Raw genomic sequence first — 24,206 nt, forward strand, 5'->3', positions numbered from 1 at the left:
CTTCGTCACTACGACGAAGCCCAAATCCTCCTTAAATCACAACCTCAAATCTGTGCCATAGGTGCTGACGGGGGACACGCGCGGCGGCTTCACCACCAAACTCCACGCAAGATGCGATGCCAGAGGCTTGCCCCTCGGCTTCGTGCTGACACCGGGGCAGGCACACGATGTGCAGGGCTTCGCTCCGCTGTTCCGCATGCTATCCGACCGGATCGAGGCCTTCCTGGCTGATCGGGGATACGATGCCGATGCGATCCGCGAAGAGATCGAGGCGGCGGGCGTCGAGGCGGTGATCCCGGCCAAGGGCAACCGGCGCAATCCCGCCGGGCATGATCGCGCGAAATACAAGCGGCGCAACCTGATCGAGCGACTGTTCAATAAACTCAAGAACTGGCGACGCGTTGCGACCCGCTACGACAAAACAAAGGAATCCTATCTCGGCTTCGTCGCGCTCGCCTCAGTCAAACTCTGGATACCCTTTGTCCACGAAACCTAGTTATCGGTGAGCTTCACTAAAACTAGAAAGACCGGCGCCTGCAATGAAGAAATCCACTTGGTCGCGTAAACGCTGAGGTGTGTGATTAACTGCTATCCTATGGCTGATCGCTTCTGCATGAAGATCGCTCACAAAAATGCCGAGAAACATTTCAGCCAGCATTGCAGGGCTGCCATGCATCGTCGCACCGTTCATTTTCCATGAAACGAACATCTGTTCGACTGCTTGCCGGGTTCGGGTAGCGGTGCGCTCGAAAAAGACACGTGCGAATTCACGGTCACTGACACTGCGAGCGATCACAATGCGAACCAGAGCGACGACCTCAGGCTCCAGGAAGTGTGAGTGCAATCCCTCTGCAAGACGCAGTAATATTGCTGGCGGGTCGCCTCCCTGTTCCAGTGCTTCAGAAACAAGCGTTTCGCCCGAAGATGCTTTCTCCAAAACCACTGCCTCGAGCAGGCCGTCCTTGTTTCCGAAGAGCTTGTAGATCGTAGCCAGTGATCCCCCGGCGCGATCGACGATGTCGCCGAGTGTCGTACGTTCGAAACCTTGCTCGACGAAGAGGGTTCGAGCAGCCTCGATAATCGCGCGTTTCCGGCGGTCGAGACGGCAGAATTCGTCATGTTCGATCATTTGACAGGGCTCTACGATAACGGGTTGCGTGGCAAGGGTGTAATACCTATTACACCTTCGCACCTGCACAAAAGCTGACTGAAAGCCACTTCGCCGTGAAGCCCATCCTGGCCGGCCTGGCCGCCTGCCTCCTCCTCTCCGCCTGTTCGGCTGCCGATACGCCTCCGGAGCAGCAGCCAATCCCGGTCAAGACGGTTACCGTTGCCAGCGCCACGGTTCCCAACGTGATCGAACTGCCGGGCCGGGTCGAACCGGTGCGCGTTGCCGAAGTCCGCGCTCGCGTGACCGGCATCGTGCAGGAACGGCTCTATGAAGAAGGAACCGACGTTCGCGCGGGTCAGCCGCTGTTCCGGATCGATCCGCGCGAATTGCGGGCAAGCTATGCCCAGACACAGGCAGCACTGGCACGTGCGCGGGCCACCGCGGCGAACGCCAAGGCTGTCGTCGAGCGCTATCGCCCGCTGGTCGACGAGAATGCCATCAGCGGTCAGGAATATGACGCCGCGCTCGCCGCTTCGCGGGAAGCAGAGGCGAATGTCGCGCAGATCCGTGCGCAACTCGAATCGGCATCGCTCCAACTTGGCTACACCACCGTGCGTGCCCCGATCGGCGGGCGGGCCGGACGGGCACAGATTACCGAAGGCGCGCTTGTCAGTCAGCCGGAAGGCACGCTGATGACCCGGATCGAGCAGATTTCGCCGGTCTACGTTAGCTTCGCCCAGGCGGCTAGCGAAGTCCTCAGGTTGCGCCGGGCCATCGCCGCAGGCGAAATCGAACTGGACGAAAACGACCGCGTCGAGGTGCGCCTGACCTTCAGCGACGGGACCGAATACCCGATTCCCGGCTATATCGACTTCCTTGCCTTCTCCGTCGATCAGCAGACAGGGACGGTAGAGTTACGAGCCGAGTTTCCCAATCCACAGCGGCTGCTGCTACCCGGCGAATTCGTGCGCGCCCAAATCTATGCCGGCGAGATACAGAACGGCCTGACCGTGCCGCAGCGCGCCGTTTCGCTCACCGAGGAGGGCGGGACGGTGTTCGTCGTCGATAGCGAAGGATTGGCTGCAATCCGCCCGATCCAGCTCGGCGCGATGGTCGATGGAAACTGGATCGTGGAGGGCGGCCTTCGCCCCGGCGATGTCGTCATCACCAGCAACCTGCAGAAAATCAGGCCGGGTGTGCCGGTGAAAGTCTCGAACACGCCGACCGGGCAGAACAAGCCTGCAAAAGCTCCCGCTCAAACCGATCGCGGGGCGCAATAGACCATGGCGCGGTTCTTCATCGACAGGCCGATTTTTGCCTGGGTGGTTTCGCTCGGCATCCTGCTGGCGGGCTTTATCGCCCTGCGCGCACTTCCGATCGAACAGTATCCAGAGGTCGCCCCACCATCGCTGACCATCAGCGTCGTGTATCCCGGTGCGGACGCAGAGACGCTCGAACAGAACGTCACGCAGGTCATCGAGCAGCAGCTCAACGGGGTGGAGGGTTTCCTCTACATGTCCTCGTCCAGCGGGTCGAACGGAGCGGCGAGTATCACGCTGACCTTCGAGGCGGGTACCGACATCGATATCGCCCAGACCGAGGTGCAGAACCGCTTGAGCACGGTCGAGGCGCGCCTGCCTGAAGAGGTCCGGCGACAGGGTATCACCGTGCGCCAGGCGAACGCCGGCTTCCTGATGATCGTCGCGCTCACATCGGAAAGCGGCGACCTTACGACTACCGATCTGGGCAACATCGCTGCGAACCAGGTTGTGGACGAGTTGCGCCGGGTGACCGGTGTGGGCGATGTCACGCTCTTCGGTTCGCAATATGCCATGCGCATCTGGCTAGATCCCGAAGCGCTGGCAGCCTACAACCTGTCCCCAAGCGCAGTACTTGCCGCCATCCGCGAGCAGAATTCGCAGACCGCCGGCGGCTCGATCGGCGCCCGGCCGCTCGCCGATGGGCAACAGATCAGCGCGACCATCTCGACCGAAGGCCGGTTCACCACCGTCGAAGAGTTCGAGAACATCATTCTTCGCGCCAATTCCGGCGCGGCAGTGGTAAGGCTTGGCGAGGTTGCGCGCGTCGAAATCGGTGCGCAAAGCTACGCCACTTCCACCACTCTCAACGGACAACCCATGGCGGGGATGGCGATCCAGTTGGGGACCGGTGCCAACGCGCTTGCCGCTGCAGGGGGCGTGAAGGAGCGTCTCGCCGAAATCGCGCCCGGTCTTCCGGGAGACGTAAGCTGGTCGATCCCTTACGATACGACGCCTTTCGTTCAGGCTTCGGTGGAAGAAGTGGTGAAGACCTTGGTCGAGGCCATGGTGCTGGTCTTCCTCGTCATGTTCCTGTTCCTGCAGAACTGGCGAGCGACACTGATACCGACACTGGTAGTTCCGATTGCCCTGGCAGGCGCCTGTCTCGGTTTGTGGTTGTTCGGCTTTTCGATCAACGTGCTCTCGCTCTTCGGAATGGTCCTAGCGATCGGTATCCTGGTCGATGATGCGATCGTGGTGATCGAGAATGTCGAGCGCATCATGCGTGAAGAAGGCCTCCCGCCCCTGCAGGCGACCCGCAAGGCAATGGGCCAGATCACCGGAGCGATCATCGGCATCACGCTGGTGCTGATCGCGGTTTTCGTGCCGATGGCCTTCTTCCCCGGCTCCACCGGGGGTATCTATCGTCAGTTCTCGGTTACGCTTGCCATTGCCATTTTCTTCTCGGCGTTCCTGGCGCTTTCCCTGACGCCGGCACTTTGCGCCACCTTCCTGAAGCCGATCGCTAAAGGTCATGGGGAGGGCGGGCAGGTTGCGGTCGATACCGAAGCCGAAATGCAACCCGGCTGGCGAGGACGCGTCGCCCAAGTGCGCAACAAGGCCGCCCGATTCTTTGGCCGGTTCAATCGCTGGTTCGCGCGGATGCAGGAGAAGTACGGCCGGGCCAATGACCGCATCCTGTCGCGGCCATGGCGCGGTTTCGCCGTATTTCTGGCTCTGGGCGCAGTAACGATTCTGCTGTTCATGCGCCTCCCGTCTGCCTTTCTGCCGACGGAGGACCAGGGGTTCCTCATCACCGCAGTTCAGGCGCCGCCGGGAGCGACGCAGGAGCGCACCGACGAAGCTCTGGAGCCGATCGAGGATTTCTGGTTGGCTCGCGAAGAGGTGGAAAACCTCGTTGTCGTGCGCGGATTCAGTTTCTTCGGTCAGGGTCAGAACAATGCGATCATGTTCGCGTCGTTCAAGCCATGGGAAGAGCGTACCGCCGAAGGAAGCGGCGCGGCCGAAATCCTCGGCCAGGCGATGGGCACTTTCAGCCAGTTGGACAGCGCGATCGCATTCGTAATCCAGCCACCGGCGATCCAGTCGCTCGGGCAGGCAAGCGGCTTTACGCTGAAACTGCAGGATCGCGCAGGTCTTGGTCGTGAGACGTTGACGGCGGCGCGCGACCAATTGCTCGGCATGGCGTCGCAAAGCCCGATGATCGCCAACCTGCGACCCGAAGATCAGGGACCAAGCCCGCAGCTCGCGCTCGAGATCGACCGCGTCCAGGCACGGGCGCTTGGGCTCTCGCTTACCGATGTTAACGCGGCACTGTCGATCACCTTTGGCTCGGCCTATGCCAACGACTTCAACCGCGACGGGCGTGTCTTGCAGGTGCTCGTCCAAGCGGACGCGCCTTATCGCATGAGCCCCGAAGACGTGCTGTCGCTGCGTATTCCGAACGCGGAGGGGCAGCTTGTGCCGTTCAGCGCCTTCGCCACTGCGGACTGGTCGGCAGCTCCGGCCAGCCTTGCACGCTACAACGGTTACCCCGCCATGACCCTTTCCGGCATGGCTGCTCCCGGTGAATCGTCCGGTGCTGCACTCGCGGAAATGGAACGTCTGGCGGAGCAACTGCCGCAGGGGATCGGCTATGAATGGACGGGTATCTCTTACGAGGAAAAGCAGGCCGGCGGGCAGATTGGCCTGCTGCTCGGCCTGTCGGTCGTTGTGGTATTCCTTGTGCTTGCGGCGCTCTACGAAAGCTGGGCTGTTCCTCTCGCGGTGCTCTTGATCGTGCCCATGGGCGTACTCGGTGCGGTGTTGTTCTCGATGCTGCGCGGTCTTTCGGCGGACGTCTATTTTAATGTCGGATTGATCACGATCATCGGACTCGCGGCAAAGAACGCAATCCTCATCGTTGAATTCGCCATTGAGGAAGAAGAACGTGGCCTAAGGCGGATTGATGCAGTGAAAGCGGCCGCTCGCCTGCGCCTGCGTCCGATCATCATGACCTCGCTGGCATTCACTATGGGTATGGTTCCGCTCGTGCTCGCGAGTGGTGCCGGGGCCGCAAGTCGCATCGCGGTTGGTACCGGAGTGATGGGAGGAATGATCGCCGCGACCGTGCTCGGTATCTTCCTGATCCCGATGCTGTATCTCCTGGTGCGGCGAAACGTCAGCCGCAAGCAGCCTGTCGCAACCGGCGGTCATGAAGGCGATACAGACCCAGTCGAGAAATCCGGTCCTGCAATCGAAGAAGGGCGCGCTCCATGACGCGATCGACGAGAAAGCTGGCCGCTCTGGCGATCGGTTCCAGTCTGCTTGCCAGCTGCGCGAGCATGGCCCCCGAGCACTCCCGCCCCGAGGCAGCCACCGCGCCTGCCTTCGATGCCGAGTACGGACCGGACGGGACAGTCGTCGCATCGCAATTGTCCTATCGCGAGTGGTTCGGTGACCCGCGATTGGAGCAACTCATCGCGAGTGCGCTTGAAAACAACCGCGATCTCCTCGCCGCAACGGCAAGGGTCGAACAGGCCCGTGCGCGCTATCGGATAGAAGATAGCCGGCAATTGCCGGCGCTGGTTGGAGATGGCAGCGCCGTACGGACGAGGCAGCCGCTCTCGACCAATCCGGCGCTGGACACCGGGGATGTCGAAGGTGCCCCCGACTCAGTCACCTTCAACCGCTTTGATGTGGGCGTAGGGGTTACCTCTTTCGAGCTCGATTTCTGGGGGCGAATTGCCAGTTTGAGCGAAGCTGCCCGCGCGGAATATCTGGCCACGGCTGCCGCGCAGCGGGCCTTCTACCTTTCGCTCATCGCCGACACCGCCAACACCTATTTCGAGATCGTGGAAACCGAGGAGCAGATCGCGCTGGCCCAGGCGACCGCCGAAAGCAGGCGCGAAGGTTTGCGGATCGCACGGCTACGCCTTGAAAATGGGGTGACCTCGGCACTTCCATACCGGCAGGCCGAGACCTTGCTGACGCAGGCGGAACAGCAATTGGCAAGCGAACGACTGGCCTTGGCGCAACTGCGCAACCAGCTCGCCGTTCTGGTGGGCGGGACCATACCCGAAACTTTGCCAGAAGGCGTATCTCTTGCCGAGCAGGGTGACGAGCGCAGGCTTGCGGCTAGATTGCCGTCAGATCTCCTGCTGGTGCGCCCGGACATTATCGCTGCCGAAGAACAGCTACGTGCTGCGCGCGCGAATATCGCGGCTGCTCGCGCGGCCTTCTTCCCGACCATTTCGCTCACCGGAAGTGCAGGACTGTCCTCGAACAGTCTCGACGGCCTGTTTTCGAGCGATGGGCTGGGCTGGAGTTTTGGGCCGTCCATATCTCTGCCGATTTTCGACTGGGGAGCACGCGAGGCCGATCTCGATCTGGCGCAGGCGCTCGAAGTCGAACAGGTCGCGAACTACGACCGCACCGTTCAGAACGCCTTCCGCGAGGTATCGGATGCGCTGGCAGGGAGGCGCTATCTCGCCGAACAATTGATGACCCTCGAAACCTCGGTAGAGGCGCAGCAGCAGATCGCCCGCATTGCCCGGTTACGCTACCGCGAAGGAGTGGCAGACTATCTCGAGGTCCTCGACGCCGAACGCAATCTGTTCAGCGCTCAGCAACAGCTTCTTGCCGTTCAGCGTGCTTGGTTGCAAAATCGTGCGACGCTGTTCGTTGCCCTCGGCGGCGGCGCCAATCCCAGCATTAAGCACAGGCCGCTTCCGATGGTTCGATAGCCAAAAGCAGCCTGTCCGCTTTCGGCCCAAGTCGCGCAGCTCCAGCGTTCCTCATTCGGCCAATCGCGGCCAAGGAGACGAACGATGGGATACTCAAGATTTGACGCCGCTGTGCAGGCACGTGCGGCTTGGAATGCCGGCAAGAATGTGGGCACTAAGCGCCCCCTCACACAAAAGCAGATTTGGGCGATCCGCTTCCATCTCGACCGCGAAGGGCTGTTGAGGGACAAGGCCCTCTTCGATCTCGCTATCGACAGTAAACTGCGAGGCTGTGATCTGGTCAAGATCAGGATCGGCGACGTCGTAGCTGGGGCTGACATCCGCAACCGAGCGACTGTTATCCAACAAAAGACCAGCCGACCGGTTCAATTCGAAATTACCGCAGACGTGCGCACCACTCTGATTGCTTGGCTGGAGCGGCGTGGTGGGTCCGTGAACGAATATCTCTTCCCGAGCCGCGTCGATCGCCAAGGCCACATGAGCACCCGTCAATACGCGCGCCTGGTCGACGAATGGGTGACCGCCATCGGGTTGCGTAAGGCCGAGTACGGCACGCACTCACTGCGTCGGACAAAGGCGGCCATGATCTACCGCGCTACAGGTAACATCGGGGCAATTCAGATCCTGCTTGGTCATACCAAGATTGAAAATACCGTCCGCTACCTTGGGGTCGACGTAGAGGATGCTCTCCTACTCGCCGAGCGAACGGAGATCTGACTCTGGGAGCGGTCGGTCAGCAGAAGTTGATCGACCGCTTCAGGGTCGAGCCTAAGCAGGTTGCCTTGGCCGATATGGGGTGGAAAGCGGACGCAGTGCAGGGACGAAATCACCCTCACTGTCCTCGACAACTGCCTGCGTCAAATCAATGCTCGAGAGTTAGCATTACAGCTTGCGTTGTTTATGTATCCTCGCGTCGGTCCTTCAGGCTCCTTCGCTGTGCTTCTCGACGTTCGCCCTCCACCAAGTACAACCGGCTAAACTGACGTCGCTCCGCTTGGCGGCGGTCAGTGGCTTCGCGGCGTTCACGATCGTCCCCAGTCATATCCAGTTGCTCCTTCACCTGCCTATTTAATCCAGTCGAGCTGCAATTTGATCGATAATCACGTCAGCTACAGGACGATGGAATCGCACGCCGAAATCTGTTCCCAGTTTGCGCACAATCTCGCCTGAAGTGTAGGTGTCGTCTGTGAGTTGGACGCCTCGATTTACCGGCTGATTTCGGCGCGCCGGACGCAAAGTGGCGTGACGGAACCATGAGGCATTGATTTACATGCTTTTCGAGGGTGATCTTGCGTTGATTTCCGTCCGATCCGCCCCTTCTGAGGCGGTATTGGCATTATGCGGGCGCACTTCGCCTTTCGAGCCAGACAAGCCGCTGGAAGTTGTAGGCCAGGTTTGCCATGCCGATCTTGATCCGCGCCCGGGCCATTCCGACAGTACGGACGAAGAGGCCCATGCGATGCTTTTGGCCGGCGAAGACATGCTCGACCGCCGAGCGGATTTTGGAGCGTCTGGCATTGGCGATGACGGTGCGCTCGGGCATTTCCTGTCGTGGCGGTTTCTTCTGGTGGATATGGCTGGTGAACATGCCCTTCTTGAGAAAGGCTTCGTTCTTCTTCGAGCGATAGGCGCTGTCGGCCCAGACGCCCGATGCGGTGTTTTCCCTGCTGACCAGGTCGCGCAGCCGAGCGCCGTCATGGGCGTTGGCGGCGCTCGCATCCCAGGTGCGGATCAGACCGTGCTCCTTGTCGATGCCGATATGATTCTTGTAGCCATAGGCGGGAATGGCGAGGTCGACCGGCCTGAAGGCGGTCGGATCGCTCACCTCGGTCACCTTGGCCTTCGAGTATTTGAGCGTCCAGCGCGCGTCGGTGTCCTTCTGCGCCGCCTTGGCCGGCTGGCCTTTCCAGATTTGCTTCGCCGTGCGGCCCTGCTTGATCTGCGCCTTCTCGTCTTCGGTGATGCGCTGCTTTGGCGCGGGGATGACGCTGGCATCGATGATCTGGCCGCCCATGGCAAGATAACCGCGCTCGAGCAGCGCGGCATCGAAACGGGCGAAGAGCTTGTCGATCGCCTTGGCCTTCACCAGCTTCTCACGGAACAGCCATACGGTCGTCGCATCGGGAACTCTTCCATCGAGCCCGAGACCCAAAAAGCGCTGGAACGAGAGCCGGTCCTTGATTTGAAACTCGGCCGCTTCGTCCGACAGCGAATAGAGCGCCTGCAGCACAAGGATCCTGAACATCAAGACAGGGTCGAATGGTGGCCTGCCGCCCTTACCGCGAGACCCGCGACGCAGCGCTGCCACCAGCGGTCCGCGAAACACTTCGAAATCCACCGCCGCAGCCAAACGCTCCAGCGGATCGCCCGCCGCGCTCAGCGCCGCATACCGATCCGACAAATTAAAGAATCCCGCTTGCCCGCTCATGAACCGTCTCCTGCAATCAGGATACAAATGAATCACAGCGCGCCGCGAATTGCGAGGGTTTTTCGAGGCGTCCAGTTGCAAAACGATGGTGGCGCCAACTCTTGCTGACTTGTCATCAGTCTTCATGCGGCATCCGGATACCGAAATATCCCGAATGCAGACTCCAGCAGATGCCCTCGGAAACTGCACCTGGACAGGAAAACAGGTCTGAACTCTCTCATCGACGCGCGTCTTCATAGGATACCTCGGCGCGACCCGCTTTCGACCTACCAAAACCGTCTTTTGAAATGGTTAAAACTACGCGAAGTCGCTGCGGCAGCTCTTGGTATCTCCGCAATCGGGTCGCTAGCTGACCGCCCGCTCCCGGCACATCTAACGCGCTCTGATCAGGACAAAAGTGAGGTGATTGGCTATGTTGAACCATTCTTTTCATAAGGATCGGAAGAACGATCAATGCAACCTGTACCAAAAACTCCGCTGGAGGCGTTGGCAATATTCCGAAACCCAGAGTCGGAAGAGTGGGAGCGTGACTATGCCGCCGGAATGATCACCTCGATCGACGAGGCGTTACCTGACCTCGTCGCCGTCGCATGTGACACTAGCGTCAGCGCAGGACTCCAACAAAGGGTAGCTGAGGCTCTATCATTCGCATGGCGAGACAGAGGGACACTTTGGACTGCGGACATTTCGGGCTTCACACCCATAGCCCGTCAAGAAATACTGTTCCGTCGAGGCGAAGGGCCGCCATTCCAAGGCCCATGGCCCGAAGAGTGATACCCCATGTCTGTTTTCGGGTCGTTAGCCGATTGACAGCTTTTCGCGTCGTGGTTCGGATAGCGGACCGTCCGTTACCGGCCCAAATTCTGACATGAAAAAGGCGGTCCGTCCCAATTGGGACGGACCGCCCACCGAGCGACCTCGACCTGTCAGGAGGGTCAGGCAGCCTGCTCGGCAATTTCGTCTGTCGCATCGTCGCTGACTGCCTCGTCGACTTCGACATCAATCGGCGCGACCTCCTGAGCAGCAGTGAACAGCATGATCGCAGGAACCCAGGCTTGCGCCCGCTCCTTGACCTCGGCCTCGCCGATGAAGTTGCCTGAGAAGATGCGCTCGGCTGCGCTCGCAAGCTCAGCCTTCTTCGAAGCAGCGTATCGGCTGACCAGCTCCGGACCACCCGTAGCATCGAGCGCTTCGAGCGTGCGAGCCTTGGCCACGCGGTCGAAATAGTTTGCCGCGGTGGGACGCCACCAATGCGCGGTTTCGATTTCCAGAAGTGCCCCGAGCGCTTCGTGCATGGGCACCGAACGATCGCCTTCGCAGGCTAGGCTGGCGACGAGCGTGCGCGAGACGACATGACCAAGCCAGGCCGAACGCGCCTCATCGGAAAGCGACCGGAACCTGGCAAACCGCTCGACGTCGGTCTCGCCCGAGCGCCAGCTTTCGTCGAGCGAACCAGCGAACTCGGCCAGAGCAGCGCTCGCCGGTGCATCCTTGGCCTCAAACCCGGCAACCGGTCCAGACGCGATGGAGCCGACAAGCGTCGATGCCTTTCTGGCGCGCCAGTCGTGCCCATCGGCATCCGCGAGCGTGAAGACCATGAAGTCGAGCGCCAGTGCCGGATCGTTAGCGAGATGGATCGCCAGGATATCGCGGCGCTGCATTGCGAGTTCGTCGAGCAGGCGCTGCGAAAGCGAGCTGCCCTTGGGTTTAACCGCTCCGCTTTCTTCGACTGCCTCCACCACACCTTCGTCAGCGATGACTTCGGTCTCGGTGTAGAACTGCGGGACCAAGGTCGGCTCGCCATTGCGCGAGAGGATAAGGAAGGCACCGGCCTCGGGTTTCAGCTCGTCGGCGAGCACGGGCGGCCGGTCATTGAGCGCGCGCATGGCGCGGTCGATGACGACGAGTTCCTGTTCGGCCTTGGCGACCTCGTCCTCGTGGCTGTCCTCGTCTTCGAGCACGGCGGCGACGCGGTCGTAGTCGGCCTCGAGCTCGCCAAGTTCCTTCGCTTCCTGTTCCGTCATCGGCGCAGGCTCGCAAGGCAGACGGCTCAGACCTTCGACAAGGTCGTGACTGACATAGGTGCCCAGCGTCGGCCGAACCCAGGCAAGGCCATATTCGAGCGCAGCCTTTTTTGCCGCCTCTTCCATGGCCTTGTGCGCGAGGTCCTCGAGCAGCGCGACATCGATCCAGCTCTCGCTGGCGTCATCGTCGAAGAGTTCGCGTTCGATCCGGCCACCCGCACCGATGTACGCATCGCGTCCGACCAAAACAGCTCGCGGATCAGAACCGCGCACCGTGGCATCGAGCACCATGCGGCGGATTGTATCGGGCGTGATCTGGTACCAGGCATCCTGCAGCTCGGCATAGACATGCGCCTGGCGCTCGACGTCGGAAATCGCGCCGTAGGCCTTGGCCATATCGAGCGTGATCGTGCCTTCGGCGAGCGCTTCGAAAACGCAAGGCGCGAGGCTTGCGAGGCGCAGACGTCCTTCGACGAAACGGACCGTGAGGCCGAAGCGGCGCGCCACGTCTTCAGGGGTAGCGCCTGCTTCGATGATGGAGGCGAAGGCCTGCGCCTCGTCGGCCGGGTTCATTGCGAGACGCTGGAAATTCTCGGCAAGGCTGGCTTCGCGCACTTCGCTTTCCTCGCCTTCGATGACGAGGCAGGTGACCTCGTGGTTCTCGGGCAAGGTGCCCTCTTCGGCCAGCGCCAGCAGCGCGGCGAGACGGCGACCGCCGGCCTCGACCTCGAACTTGCCGCGCTTTCCTTTGCGTACGACGAGGTTCTGCAGCAGGCCGCGCGCGGCGATGTCTGCCCGCAGCTGGAGGTCGGCCAGCACGTCGTTCGACTTGCGAACGTTACGCGGGCTGGGAACAAGCTTCTTCAAGGGGATCGACTGGATCATTGGTGTTCTCCTGATGGATTGAAGGCGCCAGTGAGGATCACTTGGCCCACAAGCCCAAAGGGCTCCCTCCACTCTCATTCCGAGACTGGGGTCTCCCGAGGGATCAGGCGGCTAGCGCAGGGAGGACGGACGAGGCTCTCGACACCGGCACGAACAGCCGCGTGCGGTAGCGGATGATCTCGGTGAAGCAGCCCTTGCCCTTGTACCAGTCGAGCCGATCGGGCGAAAATCCGGTCAGTTCAAGGCGCTGTTCGCCTCCGACCAGCGAGCGCTTCACGGTGAGTGGATCGTGGCTTGCAAGGTCCAGCGGTTTGCCGCTTTCGAGGACGAGGTCGCCGATCTGGTCCGGCGCCGGACCGGTAACTCCGGAAAGACCAAAGGTATCGGCGATTGCGGCGAGATCGATATCGAGCACTTCGCGACCGATGATCGACTGGCCGTCCTCGGCAACGAGCCGGGTGACGCGGACATGATCGCCGGGCAGGCGCTTCCAGACAGGAAGCAGCAGTCCGGTGGCGAGATGGACGCGCTCGGTCACCGGTGACTTGGCCGCTTCCTCTTCCTCGGCCAGCCAGGCGCTGGTGAACGCTGTGACGCCAATTTCCTCCCAGTGGCTCTCACCAAGTGCTTCAAGCGTCCAGTTCGCGGAATTGAGCGGACGCAGAAGGCGTCGGCGTTCGACCACGGTCCCGTCGTCGGCGATGAGGCGCCGGGCTGGAACAGACAGCGCGACCTTGCCCGAGCGCGCATTGCGCAAGGGGATCGCGTGCGCGCTGCCGATCTCGTGCATCCGCACCAGGCGCTGCAACCGCAGAGGCCGAAGGTACCTTACCACCTCGAGCGAGACGAGGCGGGTCTCCGCTCCGGTCACGGGGTCGGTGCGCAGGAGCTCATCGGCGAGGACCGTGAAGCGATCGACCCTGATGGTTTCCAGTCCCTGGTCGAGCGTTCCGGCCTCGCGCGCGGCTTCGATCCGCGCTTCCACCAGCCCGAGATACTCGTCGAATATGGCGTTCTGCAGCGCGATCGGCAGCGCGAGGATGCGGTTGAGCCAGCGCTGGATCGTGGGGAGATTGTCGGTCAGCCCGCCATCGGGATTTTCAAGCCGGAGGCCGGTGCGCTCCACGAAGTTGCCGAAGCTCGTGGCCTCGAGCTTGCCGTCATAGAGCAGCTGGAACCAGCGGCTGAGCGCGTCGCGTGCATAGTCGCTTTCGAGATTGTCTGCCGGATCGAACAGGTTCTGTCCGCCGGTCTGGCGCTGACCTCGCGTGAGCGCGCCCAATGCATCGAGCCTGCGGGCAATGGTCGAGATGAAGCGGCGCTCGCCCTTCACATCGGTGGTGACCGGGCGGAACAGCGGGGCCGAGGCCTGGTTGGTGCGGTTGGTGCGGCCGAGCCCCTGGATGGCGTTGTCAGCGCGCCAGCCCGGCTCGAGCAGGAAATGAACCCGGCGCTGCTGGTTCCTGGCGCCCAAATCAGCATGGTAGGAACGCCCAGTCCCGCCCGCATCCGAAAAGACCAGGATGCGCTTAATTCCTTCCATGAAGCTTTGCGCTTCTGCCACGTTGGCGCTTGGGCTTCGCCGTTCGAGGCGCTGCTGGCCATCGCGCCCCAGGACAAGCCTGCGGGTTCGGCCTGTGACCTCGGCCACGGCTTCGGTTCCAAAGTGCTCGATGATCGCATCGAGCGCTGTGGCGATCGGCGGCAGCGCGCAGAGTTGCTCGATCAGTGCATCGCGTGCTGCCACGGCGCGCGGGCAGAAAACGGGATTGCCCTCCCCGTCGCTCATCGCCTCGGAGCGAAGATTGCCATCCTCGTCGGCGAAGACCTGCATCAGGCGCACCGGGAAGCTCTTCGCAAGATAGTCGATGACGTATTCACGCGGCGAGAGATCGATATCGAGCGCTTCGCGTTCCTCGTCGGAGAGGTCGGCGAGGCGCCGGTCGAGCATAGCCTCGGCGGTCGAGACCAGCTGCACGACAACCGAATGGTCTTCGCCAAGCGCCGCTTCCATCGCGGGGATCAGGCTCGGCAGTTTCATGGAGAGCAGGAGCTGGGCAAAGAAGCGCTGCTTGGTGCCTTCGAAGATCGACAGCGCCGCAGCCTTGGCGTTGCGGTTGAGCGTATCGCCGCTGTCCTCGTCGACCACGCGGGTCGCTTCGAGCGCCGCCTCGAGATTGCGGTGAATGATCGCCCAGGCCTCGGCATAGGCATCGTAGATCCGCACCTGTGCTTCGCTCAGGTTATGTTCGAGGATTTCGTACTCGACCCCGGCGAAGGACAGCGCACGGGCGAGATAGAGGCCCTGCGCCTTGAGGTCGCGGGCGACGAGTTCCATCGCCGCGACGCCGCCAGCGCGGATCTCGGTCATGAAAGCCTCGTGGGTCGGGAAAGCAGTCTCGGGTCCCCAGAGACCAAGCCGGGATGTGTAGCCAAGGTTGGCGATATCCGAAGCGCCAGTGGCAGACGCGTAGAGCACCCGGGCGCGCGGCAGATGGTTCTGCAGCCTGAGGCCCGCCATGCCCTGTTCGGAGCCCCTGACCTTGCCGCGGTTTGAAGAGCCACGGAGTGCATTGGCCATGGCGTGAGCCTCGTCGAAGGCAATCACGCCGTCGAAACTCTCACCCGCCCAGGCAAGGATCTGGTCGAGCCGCGTATCCTCGGCACGCCCCGAGCACAGCGTCGGATAAGTGACGAAGAGAATACTTTCGGACATCGTGACCGGGTGGCCGAGTTTCCAGCGCGAGAGCGGCTGGAGATCGAGCGGCAGCCCGCCAAGCGCTTCCCAGTCGCGGCGTGCATCTTCGAGCAGCGCCTCGTTCTTGGTGATCCAGACATGTCGGCGCTCGCCTGCGAGCCAGCGATCCATGATGACCGCGGCGATCTGCCGTCCTTTGCCCGCTCCGGTTCCGTCGCCGAGGAAGAAGCCTTGGCGGTAGGAGTGTCCGTCCTCGGAGAGTTCCAGCGAGGTGCCTTCCTGGCTCACGTTGAACTGACCCGGAAGATCGCGCGCAAATGCCTGGGCAGCGTAGACCAGTGTCTCGCATTGCGCTTCGGACAGCAGGCCGTCGGCCTGCCAACATGCGGGAAGGCGCGGGCAAACATCGGGCTGCGGTGCCGCGACCGAACCCATGGCGACCGATTCCACGAGCGGGGTGGGATGGACCGGAGCATCTTCGAAGGCGATGCGGCTGGGCCGGTAAGGCAGGTATATGCCTGCCTGTTCGGGCACAGGCGCGGGGTCGGCGAGGACCGAATAGGCAAGGTCGATCGCATTCGCCGTGGCTGCTGGTGTCGCAGCGAACGGCGCCAGCGGCCGCACCGGCGCGCTTTGGGCCGAAGTCTTGCCAACGAGGCGCACTGGCTTGCCGAGCGGCAGGCGATAGATGTTGGCGGAGGTCTGTACGCGTGGCGGAAGCGCGGTGATAAGCTCGTGGAGCGAGATGAGGTCGGCAGTATCTCCGATGATCGCAGGCGAGGACGCAGTCGGCGTCTTGTCGAACACAACCAGGCGAACAGCGATCCCCGTCCCTGTCCGGCGAAACATCTGCTGCAGCCGAGCATCGAGGAGCAGCGATGCTTCGTCCTGTTCCTTGGCGAAGGTGGAGGCGTCGAAGCCTTCAGGCATAATGGCGACGATCCTCGCCCGATTAGCAGCGGCCCGGATTGCACCGCGTAGGTGACGCATAGCGGTCTCACCGTCCTTGCCGCGTTCCAGGCTGTGAGCGAACGGCGGGTTCGTCAGCACGGCAGACGGAACATGGCCGCGAAGCAAGTCGGCGATCAGTTCCCCGTCATGCGCAGTGATGGTGGCCGTGGGGAAGACGTGGGCCAGACCGTCTCGTCTTGCCGGATCGATCTCGTTGAGAAGCAGCGAAGCGTTCTGGAGGCAACCCCAGAGAGCAAGGGCACCATTGCCTGCGGACGGTTCGAGGAGCGTGTCTTGCGCGCAGACAGCTGCGGACTTCGCCATCAGCCAGGCCAGCATTGGCGGGGTCGAGAACTGCTGGAGCTCGACCTGTGCTTCGCTGCGAACGTGCCGCGGCGGCAAGGCTGCTTCGAGCCAGTCGAACCGCGCTTCGGCTTCGTGTACATTCGTCGCCAGATCGATCCGTGAGGACTCTCGAAGCCAGAGTAGTGCGGCGATCTCGACCGCGCTGTTGTAGTCGTCGATCGTCCAGGCACCTCCCCAGTCCAGAACACCGGCCTCTTCGGCGAACAGCCCGGAAATGTCGGTACGGGTAAGATGACGTCCCGAAGCAAGAAGCGCGGCAACTCGGGTGCCAATGGCATAGGCCATGGGCATGGACGGCAACTGCTCGCCGGCGGGAAACAAGTCAGATTGAAACATGGCAATTCGTCCTCCTGATGGGGGCATCGGGACACGCCCTCTGCCGGATCAGGAATTCGAGAAGCTTTCTCTCCTCTACCGCGCCGCTTTGCGGCGCAGCCATGCTGTAAGTTCATCGTTCCAGTCGGTGTCGCGTGAGGATGGTTTGCGAACGTGGATCGTCCGCCCTTCGCGGGCATAAGCGGCCAGGCCACGCGACGCGGCCAGCTCGCCGCCAGTATCGTGATCGACGAAGAGGTGAAGCTCGGTCACGCTCTCAGGCACGCTGACGAGACCGAAGCGCTCATTGCCCAGGGTCGCCCAGACGGGAATGCCGGTGAGAGCATAGGCCGACATCGCGCTCTCGACCCCCTCGGCAAGGCCAAGCTTGCCGGAAACTGGAGCGAAGAGACGAACAGCAGCTTCACCGAGCGCGCCGAGCGCGCGTTTCGGCTTTTCGAAAGCGGCCTTGCCTGAAGCCTCGGTAGACAGGAACGTGCGGTGGATGGCGATCGGGCCCTCGTCGAGGCTGACTGCCGCGATCATGGCGGGCAGAAAGCGGGCCCGTCCTTTCGGGCCAAGCGGCGTTCGTGGAAGGAAGCGGAGCGCCGGAGATGCGGCGAGGATGCCGCGGCTTTCAAGATATGCCTTTGCCGGACTAGCACGCAGTGGCTGTGCATCGCGCCAGATCCTCAGCGCTACCGCCGAGGGTTTGCAGGTGCTGGTTGATTCGGGTTCGTTGGTGGTCGCAGAACCTGAAAAAAGCGCCGGTGCCTCGAAACCTTCACGCGCCAGAGCAGCCAGCACGCTCTGCTGATCGCATCCCGCGAAACAGTGGAAGAGGATGGCCTGTCGGCCGAGCGACACACCGAGTGACGGCGTGCGGTCATCATGCGCGGGGCAACAGGCCATGCCCTTTGTGCCGGACCATTTGCCCCCTCGCGATTCGCAAATGCGACGGGCGGTCTCGGCAAGCGACCGGTTGGGATGAGTTTGGACAGACAGGGACATGCGAGCTCCTCAGCATGCAAAGTGGCCCCCTCATCAGCGTTCCTCTCCTCTCCCAAAGGCAGGCATTCGCGGCTTTCCTACAGGCACATGTTCTTTTTATGTTCTCTTTCGATTCGAATCAATGGAGCACAAGACGAGATGAACTGCCTCAATTGTCTGACCGCGCTAGCGGTCGCCTGTCTGGGGATGATCGCGACCTCCTCACAGCAAGTACGCGCCCAGGATTTCACCTTGTTCGAGCACGCGATCGTTCCGCCGAAGACGGGCCAGCAGCCGGCAAGGGAATATCTTCCTGCAATCTACCAGGCCGAGCCAGCAAACGTATCCTACCGGGAAGGCTTGTATATGGCGGCGATAGCCGAGGCTGAACGCCGTTACGGGCTTCCGACCAACCTGCTTCGTGCTCTTATCTGGGCTGAGTCCCGCTTCAATCCGATGGCTGTTAGTCCAGCCGGTGCTGCCGGGCTGGCTCAGCTTATGCCGGCCACGGCGAGAGAACTGGGCGTCCGGAACCGTCATGACCCTCTTGCATCGATCAACGGTGGCGCCAGGTACCTTCGCGATATGTTGGACCGGTTCGACGCAGTCCACCTGGCCTTGGCTGCTTACAATGCTGGCCCAGGTGCCGTCTCCCGATCACGCGGCATTCCCAACAATGGTGAAACGCCGCAATATGTCCGGTCTGTGTTGGGACGTTGGCAAGCAATTGGTAGGTACAATTGACGAAACTACCTGATTTCCGGCTATTGTCTGAAATCATGTGCCGGAATGAAGACGGACAACGCCAGTGAATGAGACCCCAGGTGAGCCGTTCGACTTTCGCAAGGCGTTGAAGGCACAGAAGCGCCGGAAGCTGAGAAAGGAGATCGCGTTGGGTTTGGGAGCATTCGCGATCGTATTTGCTGGAGGGATGCTGGCACTCAACTGGCCAGTCCATGATGCCAGCCTTGCTAACGACGATCAGCAGCCTCAGGCTTTATTCCAGCAAGCAAGCTCCCCACAATTCGACATCTGCGGATCCATCCGGCGCACATGCGTCGTGGATGGAGATACTTTCTGGCTTGATGGCGTGAAGATCCGGATTGCCGACATCGACACTCCCGAGATCAGCGAGCCTCGTTGCGACTATGAATACCAGCTCGGCATGCGCGCGACACACCGCCTTGTCGAATTGCTGAATGGCGGGCCCTTCGAACTGAGGACCATCGGTAGCAGAGACGAGGATCAGTACGGTCGCAAATTGCGGGTTGTAACGCGCGGCGGCCGCTCGCTTGGCGATCAGCTGGTCAGCGAAGGCCTGGCGCGAACCTGGACCGGGAGACGTGAACCATGGTGCTGAACCGCGATCAGGAATTGTGGGCCGTCGCGCTCTGGGTCGAAAAGAACCATGGCGAAGAGGGAACCGCGTATATCGCGCAGCAAATCCAGCGGCTATCCAACGAAGGGGGCGAGGCAGGCATAGCAACGTGGAAGACTGTTGCTGAGCGCTTCGATCAGCTTAGCTGCCAAAGCTCTACGAACTGAGGCTCGGCACGATGCGGAAGTGGCTTAAGGTCTGGGGCATCAGAATTGAGTTCGCCTTGCTCGCGTCAGTGTCCCTGATAGGGCTCGTCCTGAGCCTTCAATCCTGCACTGGCTGAGAAGAAATTCGTTCTTCCGATCAACCATTCGCAAACTTTCCCATGATGACCTTTCCTCCTGTCCGGAGCTCATCGAGGTAGTCGCTCCACCATTGAGCCATGCGCACGCGCTCTTCCCAATGTTTGCCGCGATGGTAGATGCCACGCACAACATTGCTGTCGCCATGTGCCAGGGCACGCTCGATCGCATCGGGATTCCAAAGGCCCGACTCGTTCAGGAATGTCGATGCTGTCGCCCGGAGTCCATGCGCGGTGACTTCTTCCTTCGAATATCCCATGCGACGAAATGCGGCATTGAGCGTGTTTTCACTCATGGGACGCTTGGAGCTGCGCGCAGACGGGAAGACATATCCTTCGCGGCCGAGCATCTCGGCCAGGTCTGTGAGATAACCTCTAACTTGCTTGGACAGCGGGACGGCATGCGCTCGGCGCGCTTTCATTTTACCGGCAGGGATCTTCCAGACCCCATCGACCAGGTCGATCTCATGCCATTCGGCGTGGCGGAGTTCGCCGGGACGTACGAACACATGCGGCGCGATCTGCAAAGCAAACTTGGTCACCATGTAGCCAGTGAAGTCGTCGATTGCGCGCAGCAGCCCGCCTAGCTCGGTGGGCTCGAGGATTGCTGCATAATGCGTGGCTCTCGGCGTTACGAGAGCGCCCCTCAGCATACTGGTCGGATCGGATTTGCAGCGGGTGGTAGCGACACCGTAGCGAAACACGCGGCCTGCGAACGAGCGGCATTTCTTCGCAGTCTCGTGCTTACCAGTGGCTTCCAGTCGTTTCAGAGGAGCCAGGACTTCGAACGGCTCGATCTCGTGGATGGGTCGGTTACCGATGGCAGGCGCAAGCTTGTCGAGGAAATAATTGGCCTTGACGATCGTGCCATCGGCGCGGCCATTCTGGACCATCATCTGCTCGATATATTCACGCGCGACTGCCTCGAACGTCTGTGCAGAAAGGAACTCGGCGCGGATTTTCCGCTTCCGCTTCTCAAAGGCCGGGTCGCCCCCAGAAGCAACAGCTCGTCGTGCCTCGTAGGCTGCGTCTCGGGCTTGCTTGAGGCTGATGTCAGGATAGCTGCCGATGCAGAGCTTCTTTTGCGCACCACCGATCCGGTATCGGAATCGCCAAAGCTTGCTGCCGGTCGGCGTGACCTCAACATATAGGCCGCGCTCATCGGTTACCTTGTACGGTTTGTCCTTGGGCTTGAGAGTGCGGAGGCGAGTATCTGTCAGCGGCATGTGGGGGCCTTTTCATCTGGGCCTTTGCGAAACGGCCTCAAAAGGCCCACAAAAGTGTCTGGAACCCCCGAGAACAGGCGGGACGATCCGGAACGATCCAAGGGCCAAATCCCTAGGATTTCTGCGGGTTTTATAGATTATTTGGGTGAACGTGAGAAGAACAAATGGTGCCCAGAAGAGGACTCGAACCTCCACGCCCTTGCGAGCGCCGCCACCTGAAGACGGTGCGTCTACCAATTCCGCCATCTGGGCACACATGCGGCAGCCGGTCGTCTGTGCCGGGCCGCGGGTAGGAGCGCGCCACTAGCGAAGGGGGGCGATTCTTGTCAACTGCAATCGCATGCCCCTCCAAGGCGTTCCGTCCCTCGGAACGCTTGCGGCGCGGGGCGGGTTGTGGCTAGGGGCGCAGCGACAATTCTCACGATCCGGACACAGGCAGTAACGATGGCGAAAAGCAGTGCGTTGAACGGCAAGCTCGTGGTGCTGATGGGCGGTAGCGGCTTCATCGGCAATTACGTGGCGCAGGCCATGCTGGAGCGCGGGGCGCGTGTGCGGATCGCCAGTCGCAACCCGGAAAAGGCCTTCAAGCTCAAGCCGCTCGCCAATCTCGGCCAGCTGCAATTCGCGCGCTGCGATGCGAACGACCGGCAGAGCGTCGAGCGCTGCATCGAGGGCGCGGATGCGGTCGTCAATCTGGTCGGCAGCTTCGAGGGCAATCTCTACAAGCTGATGGGCGAGAGCCCGGGCTGGATGGCCGAGGCGGCCAAGGCGCAAGGTGCGAGCGCTTTCGTACACGTCAGCGCGATCGCGGCGGAACCGGACGAAGACACCGAGATCGAGTATGCCGGGGCGAAGAAACTGGGCGAGGAGCGTGTCATGGCGGCGTTCCCCAAGGCGACGATCCTGCGCCCCTCGATCCTGTTCGGCAAGGACGACGAGTTCCTCAACATGTTCGGCGGGCTGATCGCGCGCCTGCCGGTTCTGCCGGTGTTTGCGCCCGACAGCAAATTGCAGCTGGTCTATGTCGACGACGTTGCCGAAGCCTGCGCCCGCGCGGCGGAAGACCCGGCGGCGCATGGCGGCAAGACCTATGAGTTGGGCGGGCCGGAACAGCTTACCATGATGGAGATCAACCGCCGCATCGCCGCCGCACAGGGGCGCAAGCGCACATTCCTGCCGATGCCCGATCCGGTCTCGGGCGCGTTTGCCGCGCTACCGGGCACGCCGATGTCGAGCGACCAGTGGAAGCTGCTCCAGCAGGGCAATGTCGTTTCGGGCGACTTCCCGGGCTTCGCGAAGCTGGGAATCGAGCCCAAGCCGGTCGGCCTGTTCCTCGACAAGTGGATGGTCCGCTACCGCAAGCACGGCCGCTTTACCGATCTGATGGGCGCCTGACGGCTCATCGCCCTATGTAGTCCGCGCCATAGACTGCCGCGCGGATGTCGCGGTGCAAGGTGCCGTCGAAATCGACCTTCTGCGTGGCGAAGACGACAGCCATGTCCTGCAGCGGATCGACCCAGAACAGCATCGAGGGAAAGCCGTCCCAGTAGAATTCGCCGACGCTGCCGCGTGCTTCGTCAGGCGTGAGTGGCGGGCCGGTCCGCACGAAGACATCGAAGCCGAAGCCGCCATTGCCCTTTCCGGTCAGGAAAGAGCGATTTTCGGACGCAATGGCCGGGTCGAGCTGGTCGGTCGCCATCAGGCGCACCGTCGCGGGCCTGAGGATTTGCGCGCCATCGAGCGTGCCCTCGCCCAGCAACATTCGGGCGAAACGCATGTAGTCGTCGACCGTGGTGACGATGCCCGAACCGCCCATCGTCATCGGCTTGCCCATGAAATTGGGTTCCAGCCATTCCTCGCGCGGCATCGGGGCGAGCGAACCTTCGGGCTGGGTCACATAGATGCGCGCCAGTCGCGGCAGATCGGCGGTGTCGCGCTGCCACGCGCTGTCCTGCATATCGAGCGGCGCGAAGATATGCTCGGCGACATAGTCCGCGAAGGGCTGGCCGGAGAGCACCTCCACCAGCCGCGCTTGCACATCGACGCCGGCGGAATAGCTCCAGTGCGTGCCGGGGTCATGCAATAGCGGCACCTGCGCCATAGCCGCGGAGAATTCCGCCAGCGTCTTGTCGGCGGACAGCGGGTCAAGCCGTTCCCAGATACGGTCGCCGGCGTTCTGCGGCTCGTCCCACGGGCCGTAGGAGAAGCCCGCCGTATGCCGCAGGACATCGCGGACGGTGATAGTGCGCTTCGGGGCGCGCGTGATGGCCTCGCCGCTCGCCGTCTCGCCGACCAAGACCTGCGTTTCGGCATATTCCGGCAAATGCCATTCGAGCGGATCGTCGAGCCGGAACCTGCCCTGCTCCCATAGCTGCATCAGCGCGACGCCGGTGACCGGCTTGGTCATCGAGAATATCTGGACCAGCGTGTCTCGCGTGAAAGGACGGTTCGTTTCGCGCTCGGCATCGCCCGCAACGGCAAAGCAGGTTTCTTCGCCATCCTTGTAGACGAGCATCGATGCGCCAACCGTGCGTCCTTCGGCGACCATGCCGTCCAGCGTCGCGGCGATCGCCGAACAATCGGGCGCGAAGGGCTCGCTTTGCTGCGCAGCAACCGGTGTTGCGACGACAAGCGCCGCGAGAGCGAACAGTCGCTTCACAGAACGTCGGCGTACATCGCCAGCAGGTTCGACCAGGCCCGCTCGGCCTGGACCTCGTCATACGAAGGCGAGTCGAGCACGCACCAGCCGTGATCGGCGGGATAGACCTCGATCTCGGCGGTCGTGTTCGCTGCATCGGCCGCTTGGCGCAGCGCGGTCTTGTCGCCCGGGGCCTTCTCGTCGTCGTTTTCGGCGATGGCGATCAGGTAATGCGCATCCTCGCGCAAGGTGCGGTGCGGGCTGGAGGGATCGTCGGTCACCAGGCCGCCGCCATGGAAACTGGCCCCGGCATGGATATGCTCGTCTGCGCTGGGGGCGACGACGGCATAGCTGCCGGTCATGCAATAACCCTGCACGCCGATTCCGCGATCGCGATCGACCTCGGCCTGCGTCATCAGCCATTCGGCGCAGGCGCGATTGTCGATCTGCTTTGTGGCGGTTGTGAACCGGTCGCGCCACGGCTTGACGGTGTCGAAACCGCCACTGCCCGCAAAGCTGGCGAAATCATCGAACTGCTGTCCGGCGACGTCGCGGTAATAGGGATTGGCGAGGAGCACGGCGTAGCCCGCCTCGGCCAACCGCTGCGCCATCTGCCGCTTGGCCGGACGGACGCCGGCGATATCGGGCCACATGACAACGCCCGGCCGCGCAGTACCGCTGGCCGCGAAGAATTCGCCGTCGAGCGTTCCGTCGGGCGTACGGAAGCTCACCGGGCGGCTGGTGACGGAGCCCGCAGGCGCGTCCCCTCCAGTCGACGTATTGTCCATCGGTGCACAGGCCATTGCGGCACCCGCCAGTGCGCCGGCGCCGAAGCCCCGGCGGCTGAGGGTGGTCTTGGCCCAGCGGGCAAGGTCTTCGCGGTCGCACATA

The 24,206-nt window shown here is 62.0% G+C and carries 17 protein-coding genes and 1 tRNA gene; 9 read left to right on the forward strand and 9 right to left on the reverse strand.

All coding sequences use genetic code 11. The features are described from left to right. Positions 1-61 precede the first annotated feature (61 nt). A complete protein-coding gene (locus tag Q9K02_RS14100; RefSeq protein WP_305933523.1) occupies positions 62-496 on the forward strand; it encodes an IS5 family transposase in 435 nt (144 codons plus the stop codon). Here the strand turns inward: Q9K02_RS14100 and Q9K02_RS14105 are convergent, their stop codons facing one another. Continuing rightward, a complete protein-coding gene (locus Q9K02_RS14105; protein WP_305933524.1) occupies positions 497-1,129 on the reverse strand; it encodes a TetR/AcrR family transcriptional regulator in 633 nt (210 codons plus the stop codon). 95 nt (positions 1,130-1,224) lie between these two features. On the opposite strand from Q9K02_RS14105, the gene Q9K02_RS14110 reads away from it, so the two are divergent. From Q9K02_RS14110 to Q9K02_RS14125, 4 genes are all read left to right on the forward strand, one after another. Beyond that, positions 1,225-2,391 carry an efflux RND transporter periplasmic adaptor subunit gene (locus tag Q9K02_RS14110; protein WP_278329708.1) on the forward strand — a complete coding sequence of 389 codons (1,167 nt, stop codon included), beginning with the start codon at positions 1,225-1,227 and terminating at the stop codon, positions 2,389-2,391. Between the two features lie 3 nt (positions 2,392-2,394). Next, the gene (locus tag Q9K02_RS14115) at positions 2,395-5,649 is read left to right on the forward strand and encodes a multidrug efflux RND transporter permease subunit (RefSeq protein WP_278329707.1); all 3,255 of its coding nucleotides are present in this window, start codon (positions 2,395-2,397) and stop codon (positions 5,647-5,649) included. After that, complete coding sequence (locus tag Q9K02_RS14120; protein WP_305933525.1) at positions 5,646-7,115, forward strand: efflux transporter outer membrane subunit; 1,470 nt, start codon at positions 5,646-5,648, stop codon at positions 7,113-7,115. The genes Q9K02_RS14115 and Q9K02_RS14120 overlap by 4 nt, the downstream gene beginning before the upstream one ends. Positions 7,116-7,199: 84 nt before the next feature. After that, positions 7,200-7,832, forward strand: a complete 633-nt coding sequence (locus tag Q9K02_RS14125; protein ID WP_305933526.1) for a tyrosine-type recombinase/integrase — start codon at positions 7,200-7,202, stop codon at positions 7,830-7,832. Between the two features lie 619 nt (positions 7,833-8,451). Here Q9K02_RS14125 and Q9K02_RS14130 read toward each other — a convergent pair. From Q9K02_RS14130 to Q9K02_RS14145, 4 genes are all read right to left on the reverse strand, one after another. Next, positions 8,452-9,543, reverse strand: coding sequence for an IS5 family transposase (locus Q9K02_RS14130; protein WP_305933574.1), 1,092 nt, complete (start codon positions 9,541-9,543; stop codon positions 8,452-8,454). A 935-nt stretch (positions 9,544-10,478) separates the two neighbouring features. Beyond that, positions 10,479-12,452, reverse strand: a complete 1,974-nt coding sequence (locus tag Q9K02_RS14135; RefSeq protein WP_305933527.1) for a ParB/RepB/Spo0J family partition protein — start codon at positions 12,450-12,452, stop codon at positions 10,479-10,481. A 103-nt stretch (positions 12,453-12,555) separates the two neighbouring features. Next, positions 12,556-16,803 (reverse strand): strawberry notch family protein, encoded by a 4,248-nt coding sequence (locus Q9K02_RS14140; RefSeq protein WP_305933528.1) that lies wholly within the window; start codon positions 16,801-16,803, stop codon positions 12,556-12,558. A 75-nt stretch (positions 16,804-16,878) separates the two neighbouring features. Further along, positions 16,879-17,793 carry a DUF7146 domain-containing protein gene (locus Q9K02_RS14145; protein ID WP_305933529.1) on the reverse strand — a complete coding sequence of 305 codons (915 nt, stop codon included), beginning with the start codon at positions 17,791-17,793 and terminating at the stop codon, positions 16,879-16,881. A 138-nt stretch (positions 17,794-17,931) separates the two neighbouring features. Here Q9K02_RS14145 and Q9K02_RS14150 point away from each other — a divergent pair, with 138 nt between their 5' ends. The 3 genes from Q9K02_RS14150 to Q9K02_RS14160 all read left to right on the forward strand — a co-directional run bounded on the left by Q9K02_RS14150 (position 17,932) and on the right by Q9K02_RS14160 (position 19,317). Continuing rightward, positions 17,932-18,516, forward strand: coding sequence for a lytic transglycosylase domain-containing protein (locus tag Q9K02_RS14150; protein ID WP_422785453.1), 585 nt, complete (start codon positions 17,932-17,934; stop codon positions 18,514-18,516). A gap of 64 nt (positions 18,517-18,580) precedes the next feature. Further along, the gene (locus Q9K02_RS14155; RefSeq protein WP_187335490.1) at positions 18,581-19,132 is read left to right on the forward strand and encodes a thermonuclease family protein; all 552 of its coding nucleotides are present in this window, start codon (positions 18,581-18,583) and stop codon (positions 19,130-19,132) included. Further along, positions 19,123-19,317: a DUF6961 family protein gene (locus tag Q9K02_RS14160; RefSeq protein WP_305933531.1), complete on the forward strand. Its 195-nt coding sequence runs from the start codon at positions 19,123-19,125 to the stop codon at positions 19,315-19,317. The genes Q9K02_RS14155 and Q9K02_RS14160 overlap by 10 nt, the downstream gene beginning before the upstream one ends. Positions 19,318-19,453: 136 nt before the next feature. Here the strand turns inward: Q9K02_RS14160 and Q9K02_RS14165 are convergent, their stop codons facing one another. Beyond that, positions 19,454-20,677, reverse strand: a complete 1,224-nt coding sequence (locus Q9K02_RS14165) for a tyrosine-type recombinase/integrase (RefSeq protein WP_305933532.1) — start codon at positions 20,675-20,677, stop codon at positions 19,454-19,456. A 165-nt stretch (positions 20,678-20,842) separates the two neighbouring features. Then, a tRNA-Leu gene (locus Q9K02_RS14170) sits at positions 20,843-20,929 on the reverse strand. A gap of 192 nt (positions 20,930-21,121) precedes the next feature. Between Q9K02_RS14170 and Q9K02_RS14175 the strand changes: the two genes are divergently transcribed. Beyond that, positions 21,122-22,072: a complex I NDUFA9 subunit family protein gene (locus tag Q9K02_RS14175; RefSeq protein WP_305933533.1), complete on the forward strand. Its 951-nt coding sequence runs from the start codon at positions 21,122-21,124 to the stop codon at positions 22,070-22,072. Between the two features lie 4 nt (positions 22,073-22,076). Here the strand turns inward: Q9K02_RS14175 and Q9K02_RS14180 are convergent, their stop codons facing one another. Both Q9K02_RS14180 and Q9K02_RS14185 read right to left on the reverse strand, forming a co-directional pair. Next, positions 22,077-23,336, reverse strand: a complete 1,260-nt coding sequence (locus Q9K02_RS14180) for a serine hydrolase domain-containing protein (RefSeq protein ID WP_305933534.1) — start codon at positions 23,334-23,336, stop codon at positions 22,077-22,079. Next, positions 23,333-24,205, reverse strand: coding sequence for a dienelactone hydrolase family protein (locus Q9K02_RS14185; RefSeq protein WP_305933535.1), 873 nt, complete (start codon positions 24,203-24,205; stop codon positions 23,333-23,335). The genes Q9K02_RS14180 and Q9K02_RS14185 overlap by 4 nt, the downstream gene beginning before the upstream one ends. Between the last annotated feature and the right edge of the window lies 1 nt (position 24,206).

It is taken from the genome of Qipengyuania profundimaris, assembly GCF_030717945.1.
Classification (GTDB): domain Bacteria; phylum Pseudomonadota; class Alphaproteobacteria; order Sphingomonadales; family Sphingomonadaceae; genus Qipengyuania; species Qipengyuania profundimaris.

Excerpts from the sequence above, each read along its gene's own strand:
- Q9K02_RS14105 (WP_305933524.1), bottom strand. The coding sequence starts at position 1,129 with ATGATCGAACATGACGAATTCTGCCGTCTCGACCGCCGGAAACGCGCG.
- Q9K02_RS14115 (WP_278329707.1), top strand. The coding sequence starts at position 2,395 with ATGGCGCGGTTCTTCATCGACAGGCCGATTTTTGCCTGGGTGGTTTCG.
- Q9K02_RS14120 (WP_305933525.1), top strand. The coding sequence starts at position 5,646 with ATGACGCGATCGACGAGAAAGCTGGCCGCTCTGGCGATCGGTTCCAGT.
- Q9K02_RS14125 (WP_305933526.1), top strand. The coding sequence starts at position 7,200 with ATGGGATACTCAAGATTTGACGCCGCTGTGCAGGCACGTGCGGCTTGG.
- Q9K02_RS14130 (WP_305933574.1), bottom strand. The coding sequence starts at position 9,543 with ATGAGCGGGCAAGCGGGATTCTTTAATTTGTCGGATCGGTATGCGGCG.
- Q9K02_RS14135 (WP_305933527.1), bottom strand. The coding sequence starts at position 12,452 with ATGATCCAGTCGATCCCCTTGAAGAAGCTTGTTCCCAGCCCGCGTAAC.
- Q9K02_RS14140 (WP_305933528.1), bottom strand. The coding sequence starts at position 16,803 with ATGTTTCAATCTGACTTGTTTCCCGCCGGCGAGCAGTTGCCGTCCATG.
- Q9K02_RS14145 (WP_305933529.1), bottom strand. The coding sequence starts at position 17,793 with ATGTCCCTGTCTGTCCAAACTCATCCCAACCGGTCGCTTGCCGAGACC.
- Q9K02_RS14150 (WP_422785453.1), top strand. The coding sequence starts at position 17,932 with ATGAACTGCCTCAATTGTCTGACCGCGCTAGCGGTCGCCTGTCTGGGG.
- Q9K02_RS14160 (WP_305933531.1), top strand. The coding sequence starts at position 19,123 with ATGGTGCTGAACCGCGATCAGGAATTGTGGGCCGTCGCGCTCTGGGTC.
- Q9K02_RS14165 (WP_305933532.1), bottom strand. The coding sequence starts at position 20,677 with ATGCCGCTGACAGATACTCGCCTCCGCACTCTCAAGCCCAAGGACAAA.
- Q9K02_RS14175 (WP_305933533.1), top strand. The coding sequence starts at position 21,122 with ATGGCGAAAAGCAGTGCGTTGAACGGCAAGCTCGTGGTGCTGATGGGC.
- Q9K02_RS14185 (WP_305933535.1), bottom strand. The coding sequence starts at position 24,205 with ATGTGCGACCGCGAAGACCTTGCCCGCTGGGCCAAGACCACCCTCAGC.